Raw genomic sequence first — 17,558 nt, 5'->3', positions numbered from 1 at the left:
ATGAGGATAATCGGCTGGTTGCCAGGCACCCCGGCCTTACGGCTCCCGGGCACTAGTGGCCGATCGAGTCCAGGGATGCCGGAATATTGTCCAGGTAACCCTTGATATTGCGGGCGGTCTCCGCCACGGAGTCACCGCCAAACTTTTCGGTGACGGCCTCGGCCAGGACCAGCGCCACCATCGCCTCAGCTACAACACCTGCGGCTGGCACGGCACAGACGTCCGAGCGCTGGTGGTGCGCCTTTGCAGGCTCGCCCGTGCTGACGTCGACCGTGCGCAGGGCGCGGGGCACCGTGGCGATGGGCTTCATTGCTGCACGTACGCGCAGGACGTCGCCGATGCTCATGCCGCCTTCAATGCCACCTGCCCGGTTGCTGGTACGGATAATCTTGCCGTCCGCGTCCTTGACGATTTCGTCGTGGGCTGCGGAGCCGCGGCGCGCAGCTGTCAGAAACCCGTCGCCGACTTCCACGCCTTTGATGGCCTGGATGCCCATCAGGGCGGCGGCGAGCCGGGAGTCCAGCCTGCGGTCCCAGTGGACGTAGCTGCCCAGCCCCGGCGGGAGCCCATAAGCGAGGACTTCCACCACACCGCCCAGGGTTTCGCCTTCTTTGTGGGCGGCGTCAACCTCGGCAACCATGGCGTCAGAGGTCTCGCGGTCAAAGCAGCGCAAAGGATCCGCGTCGAGCGCAATCACGTTGGCCGGAACGGGCAGCGGGCGGCCCTCGGGCACGGTCACGCTGGCAATGGAGACTGTGTGGCTGACCAGTTCAATGCCGAGCGCTTTGAGGAACTGGGACGCCACGGTGCCCATGGCGACCCGCGTGGCGGTCTCCCGGGCGCTGGCGCGTTCCAGGACGGGCCTGGCCTCGGTGAACCCGTACTTCTGCATCCCGGTGAAGTCTGCGTGGCCCGGCCTGGGCCGGGTCAGCGGTGCGTTGCGGGCCTGGTCCGCCAGGACTTCCGGATCCACCGGATCGGCAGCCATGATCTGCTCCCACTTAGGCCATTCGGTGTTGGCGACCTGGACGGCCACCGGACCGCCCTGGGTCAGGCCGTGGCGGACGCCGCCGAGAATGGTCACGACGTCCTGCTCGAACTTCATCCGTGCGCCCCGGCCGTAACCAAGGCGGCGGCGTGCCAACGAATCGGCGATCTGCCCGCTGGTGAGTTCAACACCGGCGGGGACGCCTTCAATAATTCCCATCAGGGCCGGACCATGGGATTCACCGGCAGTCAACCAACGCAACATAATTTCCATCCTGCCACGTATGGCGGTCAGAACGCCCGTCGGGGAAGGCCGACTGCGTCACACATCACATCTATGACAGCTGCATTCACGTCATCACCGCGGCCGCTGAACAGGCGAACCTGTTCCACCGCCTGGTACATCAACATCTCGAGTCCGGGCACCACCGCACCCCCGCCGGACTGCCACGCCGACGCAATCCCGCTGGGCCACGGATCATAGGCCACGTCCAGGAGAACCCCGGGTGTTCCGGTTCCCAAGGCGGCGATTTCCGCCGCCAGCCCGTCCGCTGCGCGCGGCGGGAGAGTGGAAATTACGACGTCGGCACTTGCGGTCGGAACGGCGGCTTCGGTCAGCGGCCGGACGACGATGGAAAGGCCTACTCCGGCCGCGGCGGCGCGTGCTTCCCCTGCCCGGGCGGTATCCCGGACGAACACCTGGGCGTGCTGCGTGCCCAGATCCTTCAGCGCGGCCACTGCGGCTGCGGCCGTTCCCCCTCCGCCCAGGACCACGGCGGCGGGGCTGGCCGCCACTCCGGCGTTCAGGACAGCGTTGACGATACCGGCGACGTCGGTGTTGTAACCGATACGCCTGACGGAGCCGAGGTCGTCCTCGAAGGCGACAGTGTTGACCACGCCCAGGGTCCGTGCCACGCCGCGGACTTCGTCCACTTCGGCAACCATGCTCGATTTAAGGGGCATGGTGACTGAGAGCCCCCGCCAGCCCCGCTGCGTCCTGACCTGTTCCATAAAGGCGGGCAGCGCCTGCTCGGTCAGGTCCAGGGCCGTGTAGTCGATGTCTATCCCGAGTTTGCCGTACGCCGCAAGATGCAGGGCTGGGGACTTGGAGTGGCCGATCGGATGGCCCAGGACGGCGGCCCGGAGACTCATGCGCAGCGGCCCACGTTGGCCTGGCACCAGGCGTTGTACTGGCTTACGTAGCGGTTGTGTTCGTCGAGCGTCTTGGAGAACTTTGTCTCCTTCGTGTCCAGGTTGATGGTTACCCAGTACAGGTAGTCGTTGGCTTTGGGCCTTGCCGCTGCATCGATGGCGGTTTTGCCCGGGGAGCCGATGGGGCCCGGCGGCAGGCCCGGGTTGGCGTATGTGTTGTAGAGGTTGGATTTGTCCTTGCGCTCTGCATCGGTGAAATTGAAGCTCTTGGTGCCCAGCCCGTACGTCACAGCTGAATCCACCTGCAGAAATCCGGAGGTCTGGTCATTCGGCTTGAGGCGGTTGTAGATGGCCCCGGCAACGTCGCCGTACTCAGCCTGTCCGCCTTCGGCCTGGACAATGCTCGCCACGATCACGGCTTCATACTGCTTCGCCGGATCGGTGATGCCCTGTGCCACAAGTTCGTCCGTGGTTACTTTCACCAGCGACTGGAGGATGTCCTTGGCCGGAGTGCCAAGCGGGAAGCGGTGCTCCCCCGGTGCGAGGTAACCCTCAAGGTTTTTGGCGTTGGCCGGGAGCCCAAACTGCTGCGGGGAGTCGCTGAGCTGCTTAAGCTGCAGCACTGACACCCCTGACCCCTCGGAGATGGCCTGAAGCGATTCGCCGACCCTGAGACCGGCACTCAAGGCGAAGTAGATGACCTTGCTCTTGTCGGTGCCGAGAAGGACGCTGACGGCGTCGGAGTTCTTCATTTCCATCTTGAATTTGTAGTCCCCAGGCGACAGCGTTCCGCCGGAAGAAGCAAATGCCTGCAGGAAAGTGTCAGCGTTGGCTACGACTTTCCCGCTTTCCAGTTTGGTGGCCACGGAGCGCGTACCTTCACCCGGCTGGACCGAAACCATGACTTCGCCCGTGCCTGGCCCGGGGTAACCTGCCGCTTTGTCGTTTCCCAGCAGGGGTTTCAGGAACTGCGCGCCCACGGCGATCGCTGCCACGAACACCACAAGAGTCAGGAACAGTGCCAGGAGGCGGCGGCGGCGCCGCACCTTCTTGGAGGGCTTCGCCACTACGGAACCCGCGGCTGCGCCGGCGAACAGGCCGGAGCCGGCGGAGTGATCATCTGGATGGTGGTCATCGACATGGTGATCATCAAAGTGGCCTGCATAGTGGTGTTCTTCGTCCGGATAGTGGTGCCCGGCGTCGTGCGCTTCGTAATGGTGTTGGTCTTCGGGGTGGTACTCCTGGACCTGGGCGTCATCCGGATGGTGGTCTGCGATCGGCACGGCGTTCTGGATGGACGGCGGCTCATCAGGAGCTGTGGGAATAATCGGCTGCAGCTCAGTCTCGGGTGCGTGGACCGGTTCCGGCTGGGGCTCGGGGGCTGGCTCGCGTAGGGGGGCAGGCTCAGGAGCGGGTGCAGCTTCCGGGCTGGAAGCCGTGGCAGGTGCCGGCGCATCCTGCCCCGTTTCGTAGGCCTGCTCGGGAACTACATCGTTGCCTCCCGTGTGCTTCTCCAGGGCGCGGAGCTCTTTTCGGGTCAGCGGCCTGGCGCCATGGTTGCTCGTGGCGCCTGAGGGGTCGTCATTATTGGACGGGCTCACTGTAGCCTTCCGTGTTCTGGGATCGGGTCGTGCCTTCAGGGGCCGCATGGTCGGGCTGAACCGCCGAACCTGCTCCGGATGGCCGAGTACGGGGCGGCTCAGTCACGCGCCTGCCAACGTCCGTTCCCCTGGCTTTTTGCATGTCGATGGCGTGCTGGAGGATGCCTGCCGCCGCCACCTGATCCACCACTTTACGGTGGCTCCGGCTGCTCATGCCAGCTTCGTGCAGGTTACGGTGCGCCGTAACACTGCTCAGGCGCTCGTCCACCAGGTTGACGGAAACATCCATTTCGCGGGCAACGAACTCCGCAACCAGCAGTTCGGCGTAGATGGTGGCCATCCTGGCAGAGGCGTGTTCCTCGCCCTTCATGGTGCGTGGCAGCCCCACGAAGACCTGGACGGCGCCCAGCTCGACAGCCAGCGACACGATGACACGCACGTCTGAATTCTTCTTGACGTTGCGGTCCAAGGTCTTGTGGGGAGTGGCGAGGATTTCGTCCCGGTCGCAGATGGCGACACCCACGCGCACGGTGCCGACGTCTACCCCCAGTTTGATGCCCTGGGGATAGACGGCGGCGCCAACGGATTCTGTCACAGGTTCGCTAGCGCCGGGAGATGGCGTCCACAACGGCGGCCAGCGCCGGTGCGATCTTGGCGGCGTCCGTGCCGCCACCCTGGGCAACGTCGTCCTTGCCGCCGCCGCCGCCGCCGAGGATTCCGGCCGCGATCCGGACCAGGGCACCGGCCTTCACGCCGGCTTCCCGGGCTGCCTCGTTGGTGGCCACAAGAATCATGGGCCGGTCATTGCTGACGCCGGCCACTGCCACTGTGGATGCTCCCGAACCGAGGCGGTTGCGCAGGTCGAGGGCGAGGTTGCGGATGTCATCTGCGCCGCCGATCTGGCCGGCGTCGTGTGCGATGACCTGGACGCCTGCTGCTTCCCGGGCTGTACCCACAAGGTCTCCGGCCGCCGCGGCGATCTGTTCCTTGCGCACCCGGTCGAGTTCCTTCTCCGTGGCCTTGAGCTTGTTCAGCGTGCTGGCGATCCTGTCGGCGAGCTGGCCGGACGGCACTTTGAGCATCTCGGTCAGTTCAGTCACCAGGGCGCGCTCGGCGGCCAGATGGCGGAAGGCATCCATGCCCACGAAGGCCTCAACACGGCGGTTGCCTGATCCGACTGACTGCTCGCCGAGCAGCGACAGGCTGCCGATCAGGGACGTGTTTGCCACGTGCGTGCCGCCGCAGAGCTCCCGGGACCACGCGCCGTCGATCTCCACAACACGGACTTCGCTGCCGTAGTTTTCGCCGAAGAGCGCCATGGCGCCCAACGCCTTGGCCTCTGCCAGGCCCATGACCTTGGTCTCCACGCGGAAGTTATTGCGGATGGCGAGGTTGGAGACTTCCTCTAGTTCCGAACGCGCGGCGGTGCTGAGGCCTTCGCCCCAGGCGAAGTCGAAGCGCAGGTAGCCGGCCTTGTTGTAGGAACCGCGCTGGGTTGCTTCGGGGCCGAGGATCTGGTGCAGGGCGGCGTGCACAATGTGCGTGCCGGTGTGGGCCTGCTCGGCCGCGTGGCGCCGCTCGCGGTCCACGGCTGCGCGGACCAGGGAGTCGGAGCCGATCTCGCCTTCGCGGACGATTGCCTTGTGGACGCTCAGGCCTTTGACGGGCCGTTGGACGTCCAGGACTTCGACGACGAATCCGTCACCGGTGATGAGGCCGGTGTCAGCCGACTGGCCGCCTGCCTCAGCGTAGAACGGGGTCTCCGCCAGGACGAGTTCAATTTCGTCGCCGGTGGCGGCGTGCCCCACGTTCTGTCCGCGGCTCAGGATGCCCCGGACCCGGGACTCGCCATCGAGCTCGGTGTACCCGGTGAAGACAGTCTCGCCCTGCGCCAGCAGCTCCTGGAAGGCGCTGAGATCGGCGTGGCCGCCCTTTTTGCCCTTCGCGTCGGCCTGGGCACGGTGGCGCTGTTCGAGCATCAGTCGGCGGAATTCCGGCTCATCGACCTTGAGGCCGGCTTCCTCAGCCATCTCCAGGGTGAGGTCGATCGGGAATCCGTAGGTGTCGTGCAGGGCGAAGGCATCGGCGCCGGACAGCGCCGTGCCGGCGGCCTTGGACTCCGTCACGGCGTCTTCGAGGCGGGCGGTACCTGAAGCGATGGTGCGAAGAAAGGCCCGCTCTTCGGCATAGGCGATACGGCTGATGCGGTCAAAGTCGGTTGCCACGATGGGGTAGACGCCCTTCATGGCATCTCGTGAGGCGGGGAGCAGGTCCGGCAGGCAGGCCTTTTCGATGCCGAGCAGGCGCATGGAACGCACGGCGCGGCGGATCAGGCGGCGCAGGACGTAGCCGCGGCCCTCGTTGGACGGGGTCACGCCGTCGGCGATCAGCATAAGGGCCGAGCGGATGTGGTCGCCGACCACCCGCATGCGGACGTCGTCCGTGTGGTGCGGATCCTCGGGTGTTTCGGCCGACGTATACTCCCGGCCCGACAGTTCGGCTGCCTTGTCGATCACAGGCCGGACCTGGTCGGTCTCGTACATGTTCTCGACGCCCTGCAGGATCATCGCGAGGCGCTCCATCCCGAGGCCGGTGTCGATGTTCTTTTTGGGCAGCTCCCCGACGACGTCGAAATCGTCCTTGGAGCGGACGTTGTCGATCTGGTACTGCATGAACACCAGGTTCCAGATTTCAACGTAGCGGTTTTCGTCGGCGATGGGACCGCCCTCGACGCCGTAGGCAGGTCCCCGGTCGTAGTAGATCTCCGAGCACGGGCCTGCGGGGCCCGGCTGACCGGTGTGCCAGTAGTTGTCGGCCTTGCCCATGCGCTGGATGCGCTCGGACGGGACGCCGGTGTTCTTGAGCCACAGCTCCTTGGCTTCGTCGTCCTCTTCGTAAACAGTCACCCACAGCAGTTCCGGCGGTAGGCCGTAGCCGCCGTCGTCCACGCTCTTGGTGAGCAGCTCCCAGGCGTACTTGATGGCGTCTTCCTTGAAGTAATCACCGAAGGAGAAGTTTCCGCACATCTGGAAGAAAGTGCCGTGGCGGGCGGTCTTGCCGACCTCTTCGATGTCACCGGTGCGGATGCACTTCTGGACGCTGGTGGCCCGGGCGAAAGGGGCCTCTTCGCGGGCAGTCAGGTAAGGGATGAACGGGACCATGCCGGCCACGGTGAACAGGAGGGAGGGGTCGCTGGAGACCAGCGAGGCGGAGGGAACCGCGGTGTGTCCTTTGCTGACAAAAAAATCCACCCAGCGCTTTGTGATCTCCTGCGACTTCATGAGCTGATTACATACCCTTCTTGGTTCACGCGTTGTGCCACGCATGACGTATTGATTCAGACGGCAGTGCCGGCAAGCGGCGGCTGCTGGATTAATTCTCGCGCTATTTTCCCGCGCGTTCAGCGGCGGGCTGCATCCTGGGATGCGACGGGCGGGGAGTCGATCCCGAGAGCGGCCCGAAGGTCCGTCTCGCGCTCACTCATTCCGGCACGCACGGCGTCGGCGAAGTCGTACACGCCGTCAGCCAGCCGGCCCACCGCGCGGTTCAGGCCCTCGGGCCCCAGGGTGGACTGGGCTTCGCTGATCTTGCGGAAAGCAATGACACCGATGGCCACGCCGATTCCCATCCAGACAAATCGTTTCATTTCAGTTCTCCGGTGGCTTAGCGGCTGCGGCGGCCGGGTGCGGGCTTCTTGCGGTTGGCGAGTGCTGAACGCACGCCGTAGCTGAAGGCTGCCACCTTGATCAGCGGTGAACCGACTGTCGCGGCAACGAGTGATGACAATGCGGAAAGGTTTGCCGACGCATCTGAAACGTTGGAGGCGATGCCATCCACTTTCTTCAACTGCTCGTTGGTGCTGGACACGGTCGCGGTGACTTCGTCCATCAGGGGCGTGGCGCCGTCGCTGAGGGAGCGGATCGAGGTCCGGATTTCTTCCAGCACACTGCCGAGCTTCAGGATGGGCACGGCGAGCAGCAGCACCAGGAGCGCGAACACCCCGGCTGCGATCAGGCCGGCAATATCGCCACCAGACATAGACGTTCATCTCCTTGAAACTGACGTGGATCTTTTACCTCCGCGCACGCTGCCTTGATGCGTTCCGCAGATGTCCCCCAAGTACCTTACATACAAAGAAGCCCGTGGCGCTTGCCACGGGCTTCTCTGGATACGCTGCTGGGATTTAGCGTGCGTAGAATTCGACGACGAGCTGCTCTTCGCAGGTTACGGGAACCTCGGAGCGCTTCGGGCGACGAACCAGGCGGGCCTGCAGGGCGTCAAGCTTGACGTCCAGGTAGGCCGGAACCTGGGGCAGGACGTCGCGGTGTGCGCCGGCTGCTGCAACCTGGAGCGGAACCATGGTTTCGCTGCGGGTGTGGACGTGAACCAGCTGGCCCTCGCCGACGCGGAACGACGGGCGGTCAACGCGGATGCCGTCAACCATGATGTGGCGGTGCACAACCAGCTGGCGGGCCTGGGCGATGGTGCGGGCGAAGCCTGCACGCAGCACGAGGGCGTCGAGGCGCATCTCGAGCAGCTCGATCAGGTTTTCACCGGTCAGGCCCTTGGTGCGGCGTGCTTCTTCGAAGGCACGGGTCATCTGGGCTTCGCGGATGCCGTACTGGGCTCGCAGACGCTGCTTTTCGCGCAGACGTACGGCGTAGTCGGAGTCCTGCTTCTTGCGGGCACGGCCATGCTCACCGGGGCCGTACGGACGGCGCTCCATGTATTTGGCGGCCTTGGGGGTCAGAGCGATGCCGAGTGCACGCGAGAGGCGTGCTGTACGGCGAGCACGAGTGTTGTTAGCCACTTGTGTCCTTCCAATATCTGCGGTGTGTCAGTGTTACTGGCCTCCATAATGGAGAGCATCGGCCAACCGCTGCCTTTTGCTACTGGGCACAGGGCTACCCCAACAAAACAGCAGAAAATACTGAAGGATGGGGAGATTGCGTCCGCGCCTTGCCAGACAACGAACAATCTTAGCAGGATTCGGCAGCATCCCACACTCCGGCCGCCGCTCCCCCGCGTCACTCCGGTGGCATGACCGCGGGGTCACTCCATAGCGCACGCCGGTCAGGTACTGCGGATGATCTTCCGCAGCCTTTCGAGGCGCACGGCAATGTCCCGTTCCGCACCGTTGCCGGTGGGCTCGTAGTAGTCGCGGCCTACCAAGTCATCCGGCGGGTACTGCTGGCTGGCCACGGAATGGGGGGCATCATGGGCGTACTTGTAGCCGAGCCCGTGGCCCAGCTGCTTGGAGCCCGGGTAGTGCGCATCACGCAGGTGCGCCGGGATCCCGTTGCCCAGCCCGGCACGGACATCCGCGACCGCCTTGTTGATTCCCATGTATGCGGCATTGGATTTCGGCGCGGTGGCCAGGTGCACCACGGCCTCGGCCAGGACGATCCGCCCTTCGGGCATGCCGATCAGCTGCACCGCCTGGGCGGCGGCAACGGCCGTTTGCAGCGCCGTGGGGTCCGCCATTCCCACGTCCTCCGCCGCCGAAATCACGATGCGCCGGGCGATGAACCTCGGATCCTCCCCAGCCTCCAGCATCCTGGCGAGGTAGTGCAGTGCGGCGTCCACGTCGGACCCGCGGACGGACTTGATGAAGGCGCTGGCGACGTCGTAGTGCTGGTCCCCGGCGCGGTCGTACCGCACGGCGGCCACATCCAGGGCACGTTCGGTGTGCTTGAGCTCGACGATAACCCGCGAGTCGGCATCTGCGTCGTCCGCATCCCCGAATGCCACGCCCGCCGCGGCTTCAAGGGCCGTCAGGGCACGGCGCGCGTCGCCGCCGGCGAGACGAACGAGGTGGGCCAGGGCCTCGGAGCTGAGCTCCACTTTCCCGTTCAGGCCGCGATCGTCCGATACGGCGCGCTGCAGGAGCCCTTCGATGTCCGCCTCCGTCAGCGGTTTCAGGGTGAGCAGGAGGGAACGGGACAGCAGTGGCGAGACCACCGAAAAGGACGGGTTTTCGGTGGTTGCCGCCACGAGCACCACCCAGCGGTTCTCCACGCCGGGCAGCAGGGCATCCTGCTGTGCCTTGTTGAAGCGGTGGATCTCGTCAAGGAAAAGCACGGTGGTGGTCTTGTACAGATCCCGTGCCGTCAGGGCTTCGTCCATGACCCGCCGAACGTCCTTGACGCCTGCGGTAATGGCGGACAGTTCCACGAACTTCCGCCCCTTGCCCTTGGCGATCACATGGGCAAGGGTGGTTTTCCCGGTCCCGGGAGGTCCCCAGAGGATCAGGGAGCTGGGGCCTGCTGGGCCCAGGGCGTCGGTGCCGGCCGCCAGCTGCCGCAACGGCGATCCCTGCCCCAGCAGGTGCTGCTGGCCCACCACGTCATCGAGCGTGCGTGGCCGCATCCGTACGGCCAAAGGACTGCGCGGCGCGGCGGTACGGCCGGACGACGGTTCGTCACCGTCGTCGTCATCATTGCCATGCCCTTGGGCGAAGAGATCATCCACATAGATAGGCTACTCACTAGTTCGCCGCCCCACTTCCGCCCGCCACCTAAGGGATCCCGCCATGAGCGCACGCAGCACCCCCGGCGCCGGCCGTCCGGGGTCCGTCAGGACCGCGTTTGTGTCCGGCGAACGCCTGGCTGGCTGGGCTGAGCGCTTCGGTGCCTCCCACGGCGGCTTCCGGATCAGCGATGACGACGACGGCGTGCGGCTGCTGGCGGACGACGGCACCACCGCGTTACTCCAGGCGCCCTGGCCACCGGACGGACGGCCTGGACGGGGCGCCGATCCGCTGGAGCGCCTGGCCTCCGTCGCCGCCCAGCCCCGGACGGCCGGACTGGTCCTGGTGCGGCGCGGCGGCTACGCGGCGGCCGTGGCAAGGGAAGGCATCCTGCTCGCGTCCAAGACGGGCACCCGCTACGTGCAGTCCCGGACTGCGGCCGGTGGCCAGTCCCAGCAGCGGTTCGCACGCCGCCGGGCCAACCAGGCGGATGAGCTGGTGGAGAAAGTGGCGGCGCACGCAGCAGCGGTCTTCGGCGGCCAACCACTCGAATATGTTGCTCCCGGCGGAGACCGGACCCTTGCGGGGCTGGTCCTGGACCACTCGGCCATGAGGCTCTATGCCGCAGTCCCCCGGCTGGACTTCCTGGATGTGCCCGATCCCAACGCCACGGTGCTGAGTAAGGCCGCCGCGGATGTCTGCGCCGTCAGGATCCAGGTCGCCGACGCGCCGGCGACCAACCCGAATTTTCGGGCCACTTAACAGCCGGTCAGATGCCGCGTGGGCCGTTCCTGCCGGTACAGGTAGCGGCCGGTTTCCCTGAATCCCGCCTTGGCGTAGAGCTGCTGGGCGCCGGAATTCGCCACAGTGACCAGCAGCCAGTAACCGGCTACGTTCCGGGCGGCGCCTTCGTGCAGGAGTGCCCGCATAATCCGCAGGGCATGGCCCCGCCGCCGGGCGTCCGGGCGCGTGGCCATGCAGTAGAGCCCGCCCCATCCCCCTGTTGCCTCCGCGTCAGGAACAGCCAGCCGTCCGACGGCGGCGGGGACGCCGTCGTCGGACCTCACCAGGGCATACACCGACGGGCAGCCTGCCAGGATGCTGTGTGCCGTCTCCCGCTCGGCCGGGCCGCCGCGGCCATCGACGCTCCACCACAGCTCAAGCCACTCCTCGCTGGCGTCCGTGGAGATCTCGACGCCGGGATCGGCCACCGCGGGGTGGCTCCCAGCAGAGTGGGTGCCCCCTGGTCGAGCCGCAGGTTGGTCCGCTCCGTTCGCGCCGTTGCGCCGGCACATCACCAGTGTTTCGGACTGCCGGGTGAAGCCTTCCCTGTCAAGGACGGTATTCAGTCCGGCGGAGCGGGGATCATCGAAGACCTGGAATATCAACGGCAGGCGCCTGCGGCGGTACCAGAGCCGCGCCGCACGCAGAGCCTCGTGCTGCCGGCCGGTGTCGCGATCCGGCTCGCGAAGCCAGACCGAGTTGGCCCGCTGGGTCACGCCGGAGGCCGCGCGAAGCACCCAACCGTCGGACTCCTCGCGCTCCGGGGCCAGCCAGGCGGCGTCCATCATCGTCTCAAGCCCGGGCATGGCCGGTGCTGGGACTGAAGCAAAATCTGAAATTGTCATGGCATACCACTCTTCAAAATGCGAAAGACCCCCCGGTTTCCCGGGGAGCCTCTCGACTGCGGTGTTCAGATTACTCGGCCTTTTTGGGCTCTTCCGGTTTCGTTTGGGGCTTAAAGTCCACGCCGGCTTCCTTGCGCTGCTGCGCCGTGATCGGTGCGGGTGCCTGCGTCAGGGGGTCGTACCCGTTGCCCGTCTTCGGGAACGCAATGACGTCGCGGATGGACTCAACGCCCGCCAGCAATGCCACCACACGGTCCCAGCCGAACGCGATGCCACCGTGCGGTGGAGCGCCGAACTTGAAGCCTTCGAGCAGGAAGCCGAACTTAGTCTGGGCATCTGCCTTGTCCAGCCCCATCAGTTCGAAGACCCGCTCCTGGACATCACGCTCGTGGATACGGATGGAGCCGCCACCGATTTCGTTGCCGTTGCAGACAATGTCGTACGCGTAGGACAGGGCCGATTCCGGATCCTTGTCGAACGTGTCCATGAACTCGGGCCTGGGCGAAGTGAAGGCGTGATGGACGGCCGTCCACTTTCCGGCGCCAACTGCCACATCGCCGGACGCCACCGCTGCGGCGGCCGGTTCGAACATGGGGGCGTCAACAACCCAGCAGAAGGCCCAGGCGCTGGGATCGATCAGGCCGGTGCGGTGGCCGATTTCCACGCGGGCAGCACCCAGGAGGGCGCGGGCCGCCGACTTCTCACCGGCGGCGAAGAAGATGCAGTCGCCGGGCTTGGCGCCCACGGCGTCGGCGAGGCCTGCACGCTCGGTTTCGTTCAGGTTCTTGGCAACCGGGCCAGCCAGTTCGCCGTCCTCCTTGAAGAGTACGTATGCCAGGCCCTTGTGGCCGCGCTGCTTGGCGAATTCCTGCCAGCCGTCCAGGGTGCGTCGCGGCTGGGAAGCGCCGCCGGGCATCACCACTGCCCCGACATACGGGGCCTTGAAGACGCCGAAGCCGGTGTCCTTGAAGAATTCAGTGAGCTCAGCCAGTTCCACGCCGAAACGGAGATCCGGCTTGTCCGAGCCATAGCGCGCCATCGCATCTGCGTAGGTGATGCGCTGGATGGGCGTGGGGATCTCGACGTCGATCAGCTTCCACAGCGCCTTGACGATGTTTTCGCCCAGGGCAATGATGTCGTCCTGGTCCACGAAGCTTGCTTCGATGTCCAGCTGGGTGAATTCGGGCTGGCGGTCGGCGCGGAAGTCCTCGTCGCGGTAGCAGCGCGCGATCTGGTAATACTTCTCGAAGCCACCCACCTGCAGGAGTTGCTTGAAAAGCTGTGGGGACTGCGGGAGGGCGTACCAGGAACCCGGCGCCAGGCGGGCGGGCACCACGAAGTCGCGGGCGCCTTCCGGCGTCGATCGCGTCAATGTGGGGGTTTCGATCTCGACAAAACCGTCCTGGTGGAGCAGTTCGCGCGCAATCCGGTTGGCTTCGGAGCGCAGCCGGAGGTTCCTGGCGGGGCCGGGGCGGCGCAGGTCGAGGTAGCGGTGCTTCAGGCGTGCTTCCTCACCGACTTCCACGTGCTCATCGATCTGGAACGGAAGCGGATCGGAGGTGTTGAGGATAACCACCTTGTCCGCCATGACCTCGATGGCGCCGCTGGCGAGGTTGGGGTTTTCGTTGCCCTCAGGGCGCTTGGAGACCGTTCCGGTGATCTGCAGGACGTACTCGTTGCGCAGGCCGTGGAAGACCTCTTCCTCACGGACCACAACCTGGGCCACGCCGGATGCATCGCGCAGATCCACGAACGCAACACCACCGTGATCACGACGGCGGCCCACCCAGCCGGCCAGGGTTACGGTTTGTCCAATGTGCTCGGAGCGAAGGGATCCGAGGTCATGTGTGCGCAGCACAGCACGCCTTTCTGAAGACGACAGCAGGAAAACAAAAGAAAAAACTGCATAGGATCGTTCCGGGAACAATCCCGTCTGAGTTTACCCGCTGGAAGGGCCCGCCTACCCCATGTCCGAACACCAGCAGCTGCAACGGAGGCTTGGCGTGTTTGACGCCACGTCCATCGGCCTCGGCTCCATGCTCGGGGCCGGCGTTTTTGTGGTCTTCGCCCCGGCCGCGGGACTGGCCGGACAATTCCTGGTCCTCTCCGTACTGATCGCGGGTGCCGTTGCCTACTGCAACGCGGTGGCTTCCGCGGAGTTGGCCGCCCGGTATCCGGCGAGCGGCGGAACGTACGTATACGGACGCAGACGTTTGGGGGAATGGCCTGGTTTCCTGGCCGGCTGGGGATTTGTCAGCGGCAAAACGGCCTCCTGCGCCGCCATGGCCCTCACCTTCGGCCACTATGTCTCACCGGGCTATGCAGTGCCGGTTGCCATCGCTGCGGTCGTGGCGCTGACCGCTGTGAACCTGTTTGGGATTACCCGCACAGCGCTGCTGACCAGGATCCTGTTGTGCGTTGTTCTGGCCACGCTGGTGTTCGTTGCCGTTGCCGCGATCGTCGGGCCGCATCCGTCAGGCTTTTCAACAGGCGGGACGGCCGACGGCGGAGCTGCCGCTGGCAGTGTTCGCGCCGACCTGGGCGGGGTGCTGCCGGCCGCCGGCCTGATGTTCTTCGCCTTCGCCGGCTATGCGCGCATCGCCACCCTGGGCGAGGAAGTCAAGAACCCGGCCAGGACCATTCCGCGCGCGATCCTGGCGGCCCTCGCCGGCGCCTTCGTTATCTACCTGGCGTTGGCGCTGCTGCTCCAAAACCACTTGACCGAAGGCCGGCTGGCCGCCACTTCGGCCCCGCTGCTGGACGCTGTAGTGAATTCGCAGTTCGCCGCCGGTGCACCGCTCGTCCAGGCCGGCGCGGCAGCGGCGTGCCTGGGTGCGCTGCTTGCGCTCATCACCGGCGTGGGGCGCACAACTTTGGCTATGGCGCGCGAACGCGATGTGCCGGCTCAATTGGCCCGGGTGGGCGGCCGGCACGCGGTGCCGTTCGTGGCAGAACTCGCGGTGGCCGCCGTCGTGATTCTCCTGATCCTGACCACTGACGTAATGACGGTGGTGGGGTTCTCCAGCTTCGGCGTGCTCATCTACTACGCGGTGACCAACGCCGCGGCGTACACCCTGGTGGAGCATCCGGCCCACGGCCCACGGTGGCTCAATGTGGCCGGCTTCATCAGCTGCCTGCTGCTGGCCTTCACGTTGCCGCCCGCCTCAGTGCTGGGGATGGCCGCTGTCCTGGCCGCAGGAGCGGCCGGCCGGTTCGTGGTGCTTCGGCTGCGCCGCTAGCTGGCGCCAAACTGCGCCGGTCAGGCCGGCTGGCCGGCTGCTGCTTCGATTGCTGTCCTGACCTGGACCTTGAGGTCTTCCGACGGCGGCGCCCAGGTTGCGGGATCGGCGTCGGCCTGCTGGCCGGATCGGATGTCCTTGACCTGGTGCGTACCGTCGTCGTCGGTGAACCAGACGAACGGGATGCCGCGGCGGTCCGCGAATTTGATCTGCTTGCCGAATTTCTCCGCCTTGGCAGCCACTTCCGTGGCAATGCCCCGGCTGCGGAGCTGGGCGGCGACATCCTGCGCGGCACCCCAGCCATCGTCAGTGGTGAGCGCCACCAGTACGGCGGTGGGGACCGACCGTGAGGCCTTGGCCAGGTCCTGGCTCAGGATGCGCGACACCAGCCGGGTCACACCGATGGAGAGGCCGACGCCTGGGAACTTGCGGTTGCCCTTGCTCGCCAACGCGTCGTAGCGGCCACCGGAGCAGATGGAACCGAGCTGTTCGTGGCCCACCAGGACCGTCTCCACCACCGTACCGGTGTAGTAGTCCAGGCCGCGGGCGATGCTGAGATCGGCAATGACCTTGCCCGGCGCGCGCTGCACGGCGGCTGCGATCACCTGTTCCAGTTCATTCAGGCCCTCCTCGAGGAGGTCATTCGACACGCCGAGTGCCCGGACCTGAGCCACAAACGAGGTGTCCTCGGTGCGGATTCCTGCCAGCTTCAGCGCTGCCTGCGCCTGCTCATCGGAGGCGCCCAGTTCGGTCTTGAGCAGCTCTGCGACCTTGGTTGCGCCAATCTTTTCCAGCTTGTCGATACTGCGGAGCACGCCGGCGGTGTCATCAAGGCCAATGCCGCGGTAGAAGCCCTCGGCAAGCTTGCGGTTGTTGATCCGCAGGCGGAAGTCCGGAATCGGCAGGGCGCTTAAGGCTTCCGCGATGACCAGGGCAATCTCCACGTCATAGCGAAACGGCAGCTCCCCGTCGCCCACAACATCGATGTCTGCCTGGGTGAATTCGCGGGCCCGGCCTTCCTGTGGGCGTTCACCGCGCCAGACTTTCTGGATCTGGTAGCGCCGGAACGGGAACGCGAGGTATCCCGCGTTCTCGACGACGTACCGCGCAAAAGGCACCGTGAGGTCGAAGTGGAGCGCGAGGGCGTTGGGGTCCGATTTGCCGGCCTTCCCCGCGTCGGAGCTAACGGCGTCGTCGTCCTGAAGGCGGCTGAGACCGTAAACCTCTTTATCAATCTCACCCTTTCGCAGGAGCTGGCCGACGGTCTCCACGGCACGCGTCTCGATGGACGCGAAGCCGTGCAGCTCAAAGACCTTGCGAAGGGTGTCCAACACGTGCAGCTCCACCAGCCGCTCCTCGGGAAGCCACTCGGGGAATCCGGACAGGGAGGCGGTGCGTGCCATGGTGGATGTTCTCCTCTTGATGAAGGGTGCCTGGGACTTTGCCCGGCATTCCACCCGAAACGGGCAGGGAACGGCGGCAGTCCGGCAACTCATGCATAAACTATGTGCGGCAGTCAGTTTATGCGTCATCCGCCGGCATCTCTAATACAGTGGCCGGCAGCGCAGAGGGCGGCCGGCAGACACCCGCGTTCGGATTCAATATTGTCCGGACGCGGCCCGACATACAGGAGGACCAGTGGCGGCCAGTTCACGCAGCGCCCGCGAAGCCAAACGGCGCATCCAGCAGATGGAGGCAAAGCGGGAGCTGCGGCGGGACCAGGAAAAACGGCGCAGACGTGACAACATCATCGCCGCCGGCGCCGGCACCGCCGCCGTCCTGCTCGCCGTCGTGCTCCAGCTGACTGCCTTTGCCGGCAACCCAACGGAGGACGAATACGCGGCCCTTGTGGCCGGCCTGACCAGCCCCACGGACTCCCCCGAGCCTTCCGCGCCCGCCACGAACGGCGCCAACATCCCGGCCGCGGACACCGCCGCGGGCAAGGTGTTCACTGGTGAAATGGCACTGAACGGAAACGTGCTCGGCGTCGAAATCGACGGCACCAAGGCACCCCAGGCTGCCGCGGTCTTCAAAGCACTGACGGACGAGGGCTTCTACAACGGCAGCGCGTGCCACCGGCTGACCACGGGTGAAACCTTCGGACTCCTGCAGTGCGGTGGAGCCACCGCTGCCGCCGACCCCGGGTACACCTGGGGACCCCTCGAAAACACTCCGGCAGACAACACCTACCCTGCCGGCACGATTGCCATAGCCCGGTCCGGCGACAACGCCTACGGCAACGGCAAACAGTTCTTTGTGGTCTACAAAGACACAGTGATTCCCGCCGACTCGGCCGGGGGCTATACGGTGGTGGGCAAGGTGACCTCCGGAATGGAAGCAGTGAACGCCATTGCCGCCGCTGGAATCATCCCTGGCTCCAGCGCGTCAGACGGAGCACCTGTGCAACCAGTCACGGTAGACTCGGTTTCTCTGAAGTAGGAAGCCAGGCCTTATGGCCGCGGTGCAGTACGTGAGTATTTCC

Annotated in this window: 15 protein-coding genes; 3 read left to right on the top strand and 12 right to left on the bottom strand. The window is 65.7% G+C overall.

Annotated features, from left to right (window positions below):
* Window positions 1–52: 52 nt before the first annotated feature.
* From aroC to QK290_RS10800, 9 genes are all read right to left on the bottom strand, one after another.
* On the bottom strand, window positions 53–1,252 hold the full coding sequence (aroC, locus tag QK290_RS10840) for a chorismate synthase (protein ID WP_282330671.1): 1,200 nt from the start codon (window positions 1,250–1,252) through the stop codon (window positions 53–55).
* Window positions 1,253–1,278: 26 nt separating this feature from the next.
* A complete protein-coding gene (locus tag QK290_RS10835; RefSeq protein ID WP_282330670.1) occupies window positions 1,279–2,139 on the bottom strand; it encodes a shikimate dehydrogenase in 861 nt (286 codons plus the stop codon).
* Window positions 2,136–3,740: an endolytic transglycosylase MltG gene (gene mltG / locus QK290_RS10830; protein WP_282330669.1), complete on the bottom strand. Its 1,605-nt coding sequence runs from the start codon at window positions 3,738–3,740 to the stop codon at window positions 2,136–2,138. Before mltG ends, QK290_RS10835 begins: the two co-directional genes overlap by 4 nt.
* Window positions 3,724–4,335 carry a Holliday junction resolvase RuvX gene (gene ruvX, locus QK290_RS10825; RefSeq protein ID WP_282330668.1) on the bottom strand — a complete coding sequence of 204 codons (612 nt, stop codon included), beginning with the start codon at window positions 4,333–4,335 and terminating at the stop codon, window positions 3,724–3,726. The genes mltG and ruvX overlap by 17 nt, the downstream gene beginning before the upstream one ends.
* A gap of 7 nt (window positions 4,336–4,342) precedes the next feature.
* On the bottom strand, window positions 4,343–7,021 hold the full coding sequence (alaS, locus tag QK290_RS10820; RefSeq protein ID WP_282330667.1) for an alanine--tRNA ligase: 2,679 nt from the start codon (window positions 7,019–7,021) through the stop codon (window positions 4,343–4,345).
* A 119-nt stretch (window positions 7,022–7,140) separates the two neighbouring features.
* Window positions 7,141–7,386, bottom strand: a complete 246-nt coding sequence (locus tag QK290_RS10815) for a DUF6167 family protein (protein ID WP_282330666.1) — start codon at window positions 7,384–7,386, stop codon at window positions 7,141–7,143.
* Window positions 7,387–7,403: 17 nt separating this feature from the next.
* Window positions 7,404–7,778 carry a DUF948 domain-containing protein gene (locus QK290_RS10810; protein ID WP_282330665.1) on the bottom strand — a complete coding sequence of 125 codons (375 nt, stop codon included), beginning with the start codon at window positions 7,776–7,778 and terminating at the stop codon, window positions 7,404–7,406.
* A 145-nt stretch (window positions 7,779–7,923) separates the two neighbouring features.
* Window positions 7,924–8,550 carry a 30S ribosomal protein S4 gene (rpsD, locus tag QK290_RS10805; protein ID WP_056340296.1) on the bottom strand — a complete coding sequence of 209 codons (627 nt, stop codon included), beginning with the start codon at window positions 8,548–8,550 and terminating at the stop codon, window positions 7,924–7,926.
* 263 nt (window positions 8,551–8,813) lie between these two features.
* Window positions 8,814–10,211, bottom strand: coding sequence for a replication-associated recombination protein A (locus QK290_RS10800; RefSeq protein ID WP_282330664.1), 1,398 nt, complete (start codon window positions 10,209–10,211; stop codon window positions 8,814–8,816).
* Between the two features lie 61 nt (window positions 10,212–10,272).
* On the opposite strand from QK290_RS10800, the gene QK290_RS10795 reads away from it, so the two are divergent.
* Window positions 10,273–10,971 carry an acVLRF1 family peptidyl-tRNA hydrolase gene (locus tag QK290_RS10795; protein ID WP_282330663.1) on the top strand — a complete coding sequence of 233 codons (699 nt, stop codon included), beginning with the start codon at window positions 10,273–10,275 and terminating at the stop codon, window positions 10,969–10,971.
* On the opposite strand, the gene QK290_RS10790 is transcribed toward QK290_RS10795, so the two are convergent.
* Window positions 10,968–11,837, bottom strand: coding sequence for a GNAT family N-acetyltransferase (locus QK290_RS10790; protein WP_282330662.1), 870 nt, complete (start codon window positions 11,835–11,837; stop codon window positions 10,968–10,970). The two genes, QK290_RS10795 and QK290_RS10790, sit on opposite strands and share 4 nt — an antisense overlap.
* Before the next feature lie 70 nt (window positions 11,838–11,907).
* Window positions 11,908–13,695, bottom strand: coding sequence for an aspartate--tRNA ligase (gene aspS, locus QK290_RS10785; RefSeq protein WP_282330661.1), 1,788 nt, complete (start codon window positions 13,693–13,695; stop codon window positions 11,908–11,910).
* A 109-nt stretch (window positions 13,696–13,804) separates the two neighbouring features.
* Here aspS and QK290_RS10780 point away from each other — a divergent pair, with 109 nt between their 5' ends.
* A complete protein-coding gene (locus QK290_RS10780; RefSeq protein WP_282330660.1) occupies window positions 13,805–15,076 on the top strand; it encodes an APC family permease in 1,272 nt (423 codons plus the stop codon).
* Between the two features lie 20 nt (window positions 15,077–15,096).
* On the opposite strand, the gene hisS is transcribed toward QK290_RS10780, so the two are convergent.
* The gene (gene hisS, locus QK290_RS10775; RefSeq protein WP_282330659.1) at window positions 15,097–16,479 is read right to left on the bottom strand and encodes a histidine--tRNA ligase; all 1,383 of its coding nucleotides are present in this window, start codon (window positions 16,477–16,479) and stop codon (window positions 15,097–15,099) included.
* 235 nt (window positions 16,480–16,714) lie between these two features.
* Here hisS and QK290_RS10770 point away from each other — a divergent pair, with 235 nt between their 5' ends.
* A complete protein-coding gene (locus QK290_RS10770) occupies window positions 16,715–17,515 on the top strand; it encodes a peptidylprolyl isomerase (protein ID WP_282330658.1) in 801 nt (266 codons plus the stop codon).
* The last annotated feature ends 43 nt before the right edge of the window (window positions 17,516–17,558 follow it).

It is taken from the genome of Pseudarthrobacter sp. AL07 (genome assembly GCF_029960665.1).
Classification (GTDB): Bacteria; Actinomycetota; Actinomycetes; order Actinomycetales; family Micrococcaceae; genus Arthrobacter.
This window is presented reverse-complemented; position numbering and strand designations above follow the sequence as displayed.

Excerpts from the sequence above, each read along its gene's own strand:
- aroC (WP_282330671.1), bottom strand. The coding sequence starts at position 1,252 with ATGTTGCGTTGGTTGACTGCCGGTGAATCCCATGGTCCGGCCCTGATG.
- QK290_RS10835 (WP_282330670.1), bottom strand. The coding sequence starts at position 2,139 with ATGAGTCTCCGGGCCGCCGTCCTGGGCCATCCGATCGGCCACTCCAAG.
- alaS (WP_282330667.1), bottom strand. The coding sequence starts at position 7,021 with ATGAAGTCGCAGGAGATCACAAAGCGCTGGGTGGATTTTTTTGTCAGC.
- QK290_RS10815 (WP_282330666.1), bottom strand. The coding sequence starts at position 7,386 with ATGAAACGATTTGTCTGGATGGGAATCGGCGTGGCCATCGGTGTCATT.
- QK290_RS10810 (WP_282330665.1), bottom strand. The coding sequence starts at position 7,778 with ATGTCTGGTGGCGATATTGCCGGCCTGATCGCAGCCGGGGTGTTCGCG.
- QK290_RS10795 (WP_282330663.1), top strand. The coding sequence starts at position 10,273 with ATGAGCGCACGCAGCACCCCCGGCGCCGGCCGTCCGGGGTCCGTCAGG.
- QK290_RS10790 (WP_282330662.1), bottom strand. The coding sequence starts at position 11,837 with ATGACAATTTCAGATTTTGCTTCAGTCCCAGCACCGGCCATGCCCGGG.
- QK290_RS10780 (WP_282330660.1), top strand. The coding sequence starts at position 13,805 with ATGTCCGAACACCAGCAGCTGCAACGGAGGCTTGGCGTGTTTGACGCC.
- hisS (WP_282330659.1), bottom strand. The coding sequence starts at position 16,479 with ATGGCACGCACCGCCTCCCTGTCCGGATTCCCCGAGTGGCTTCCCGAG.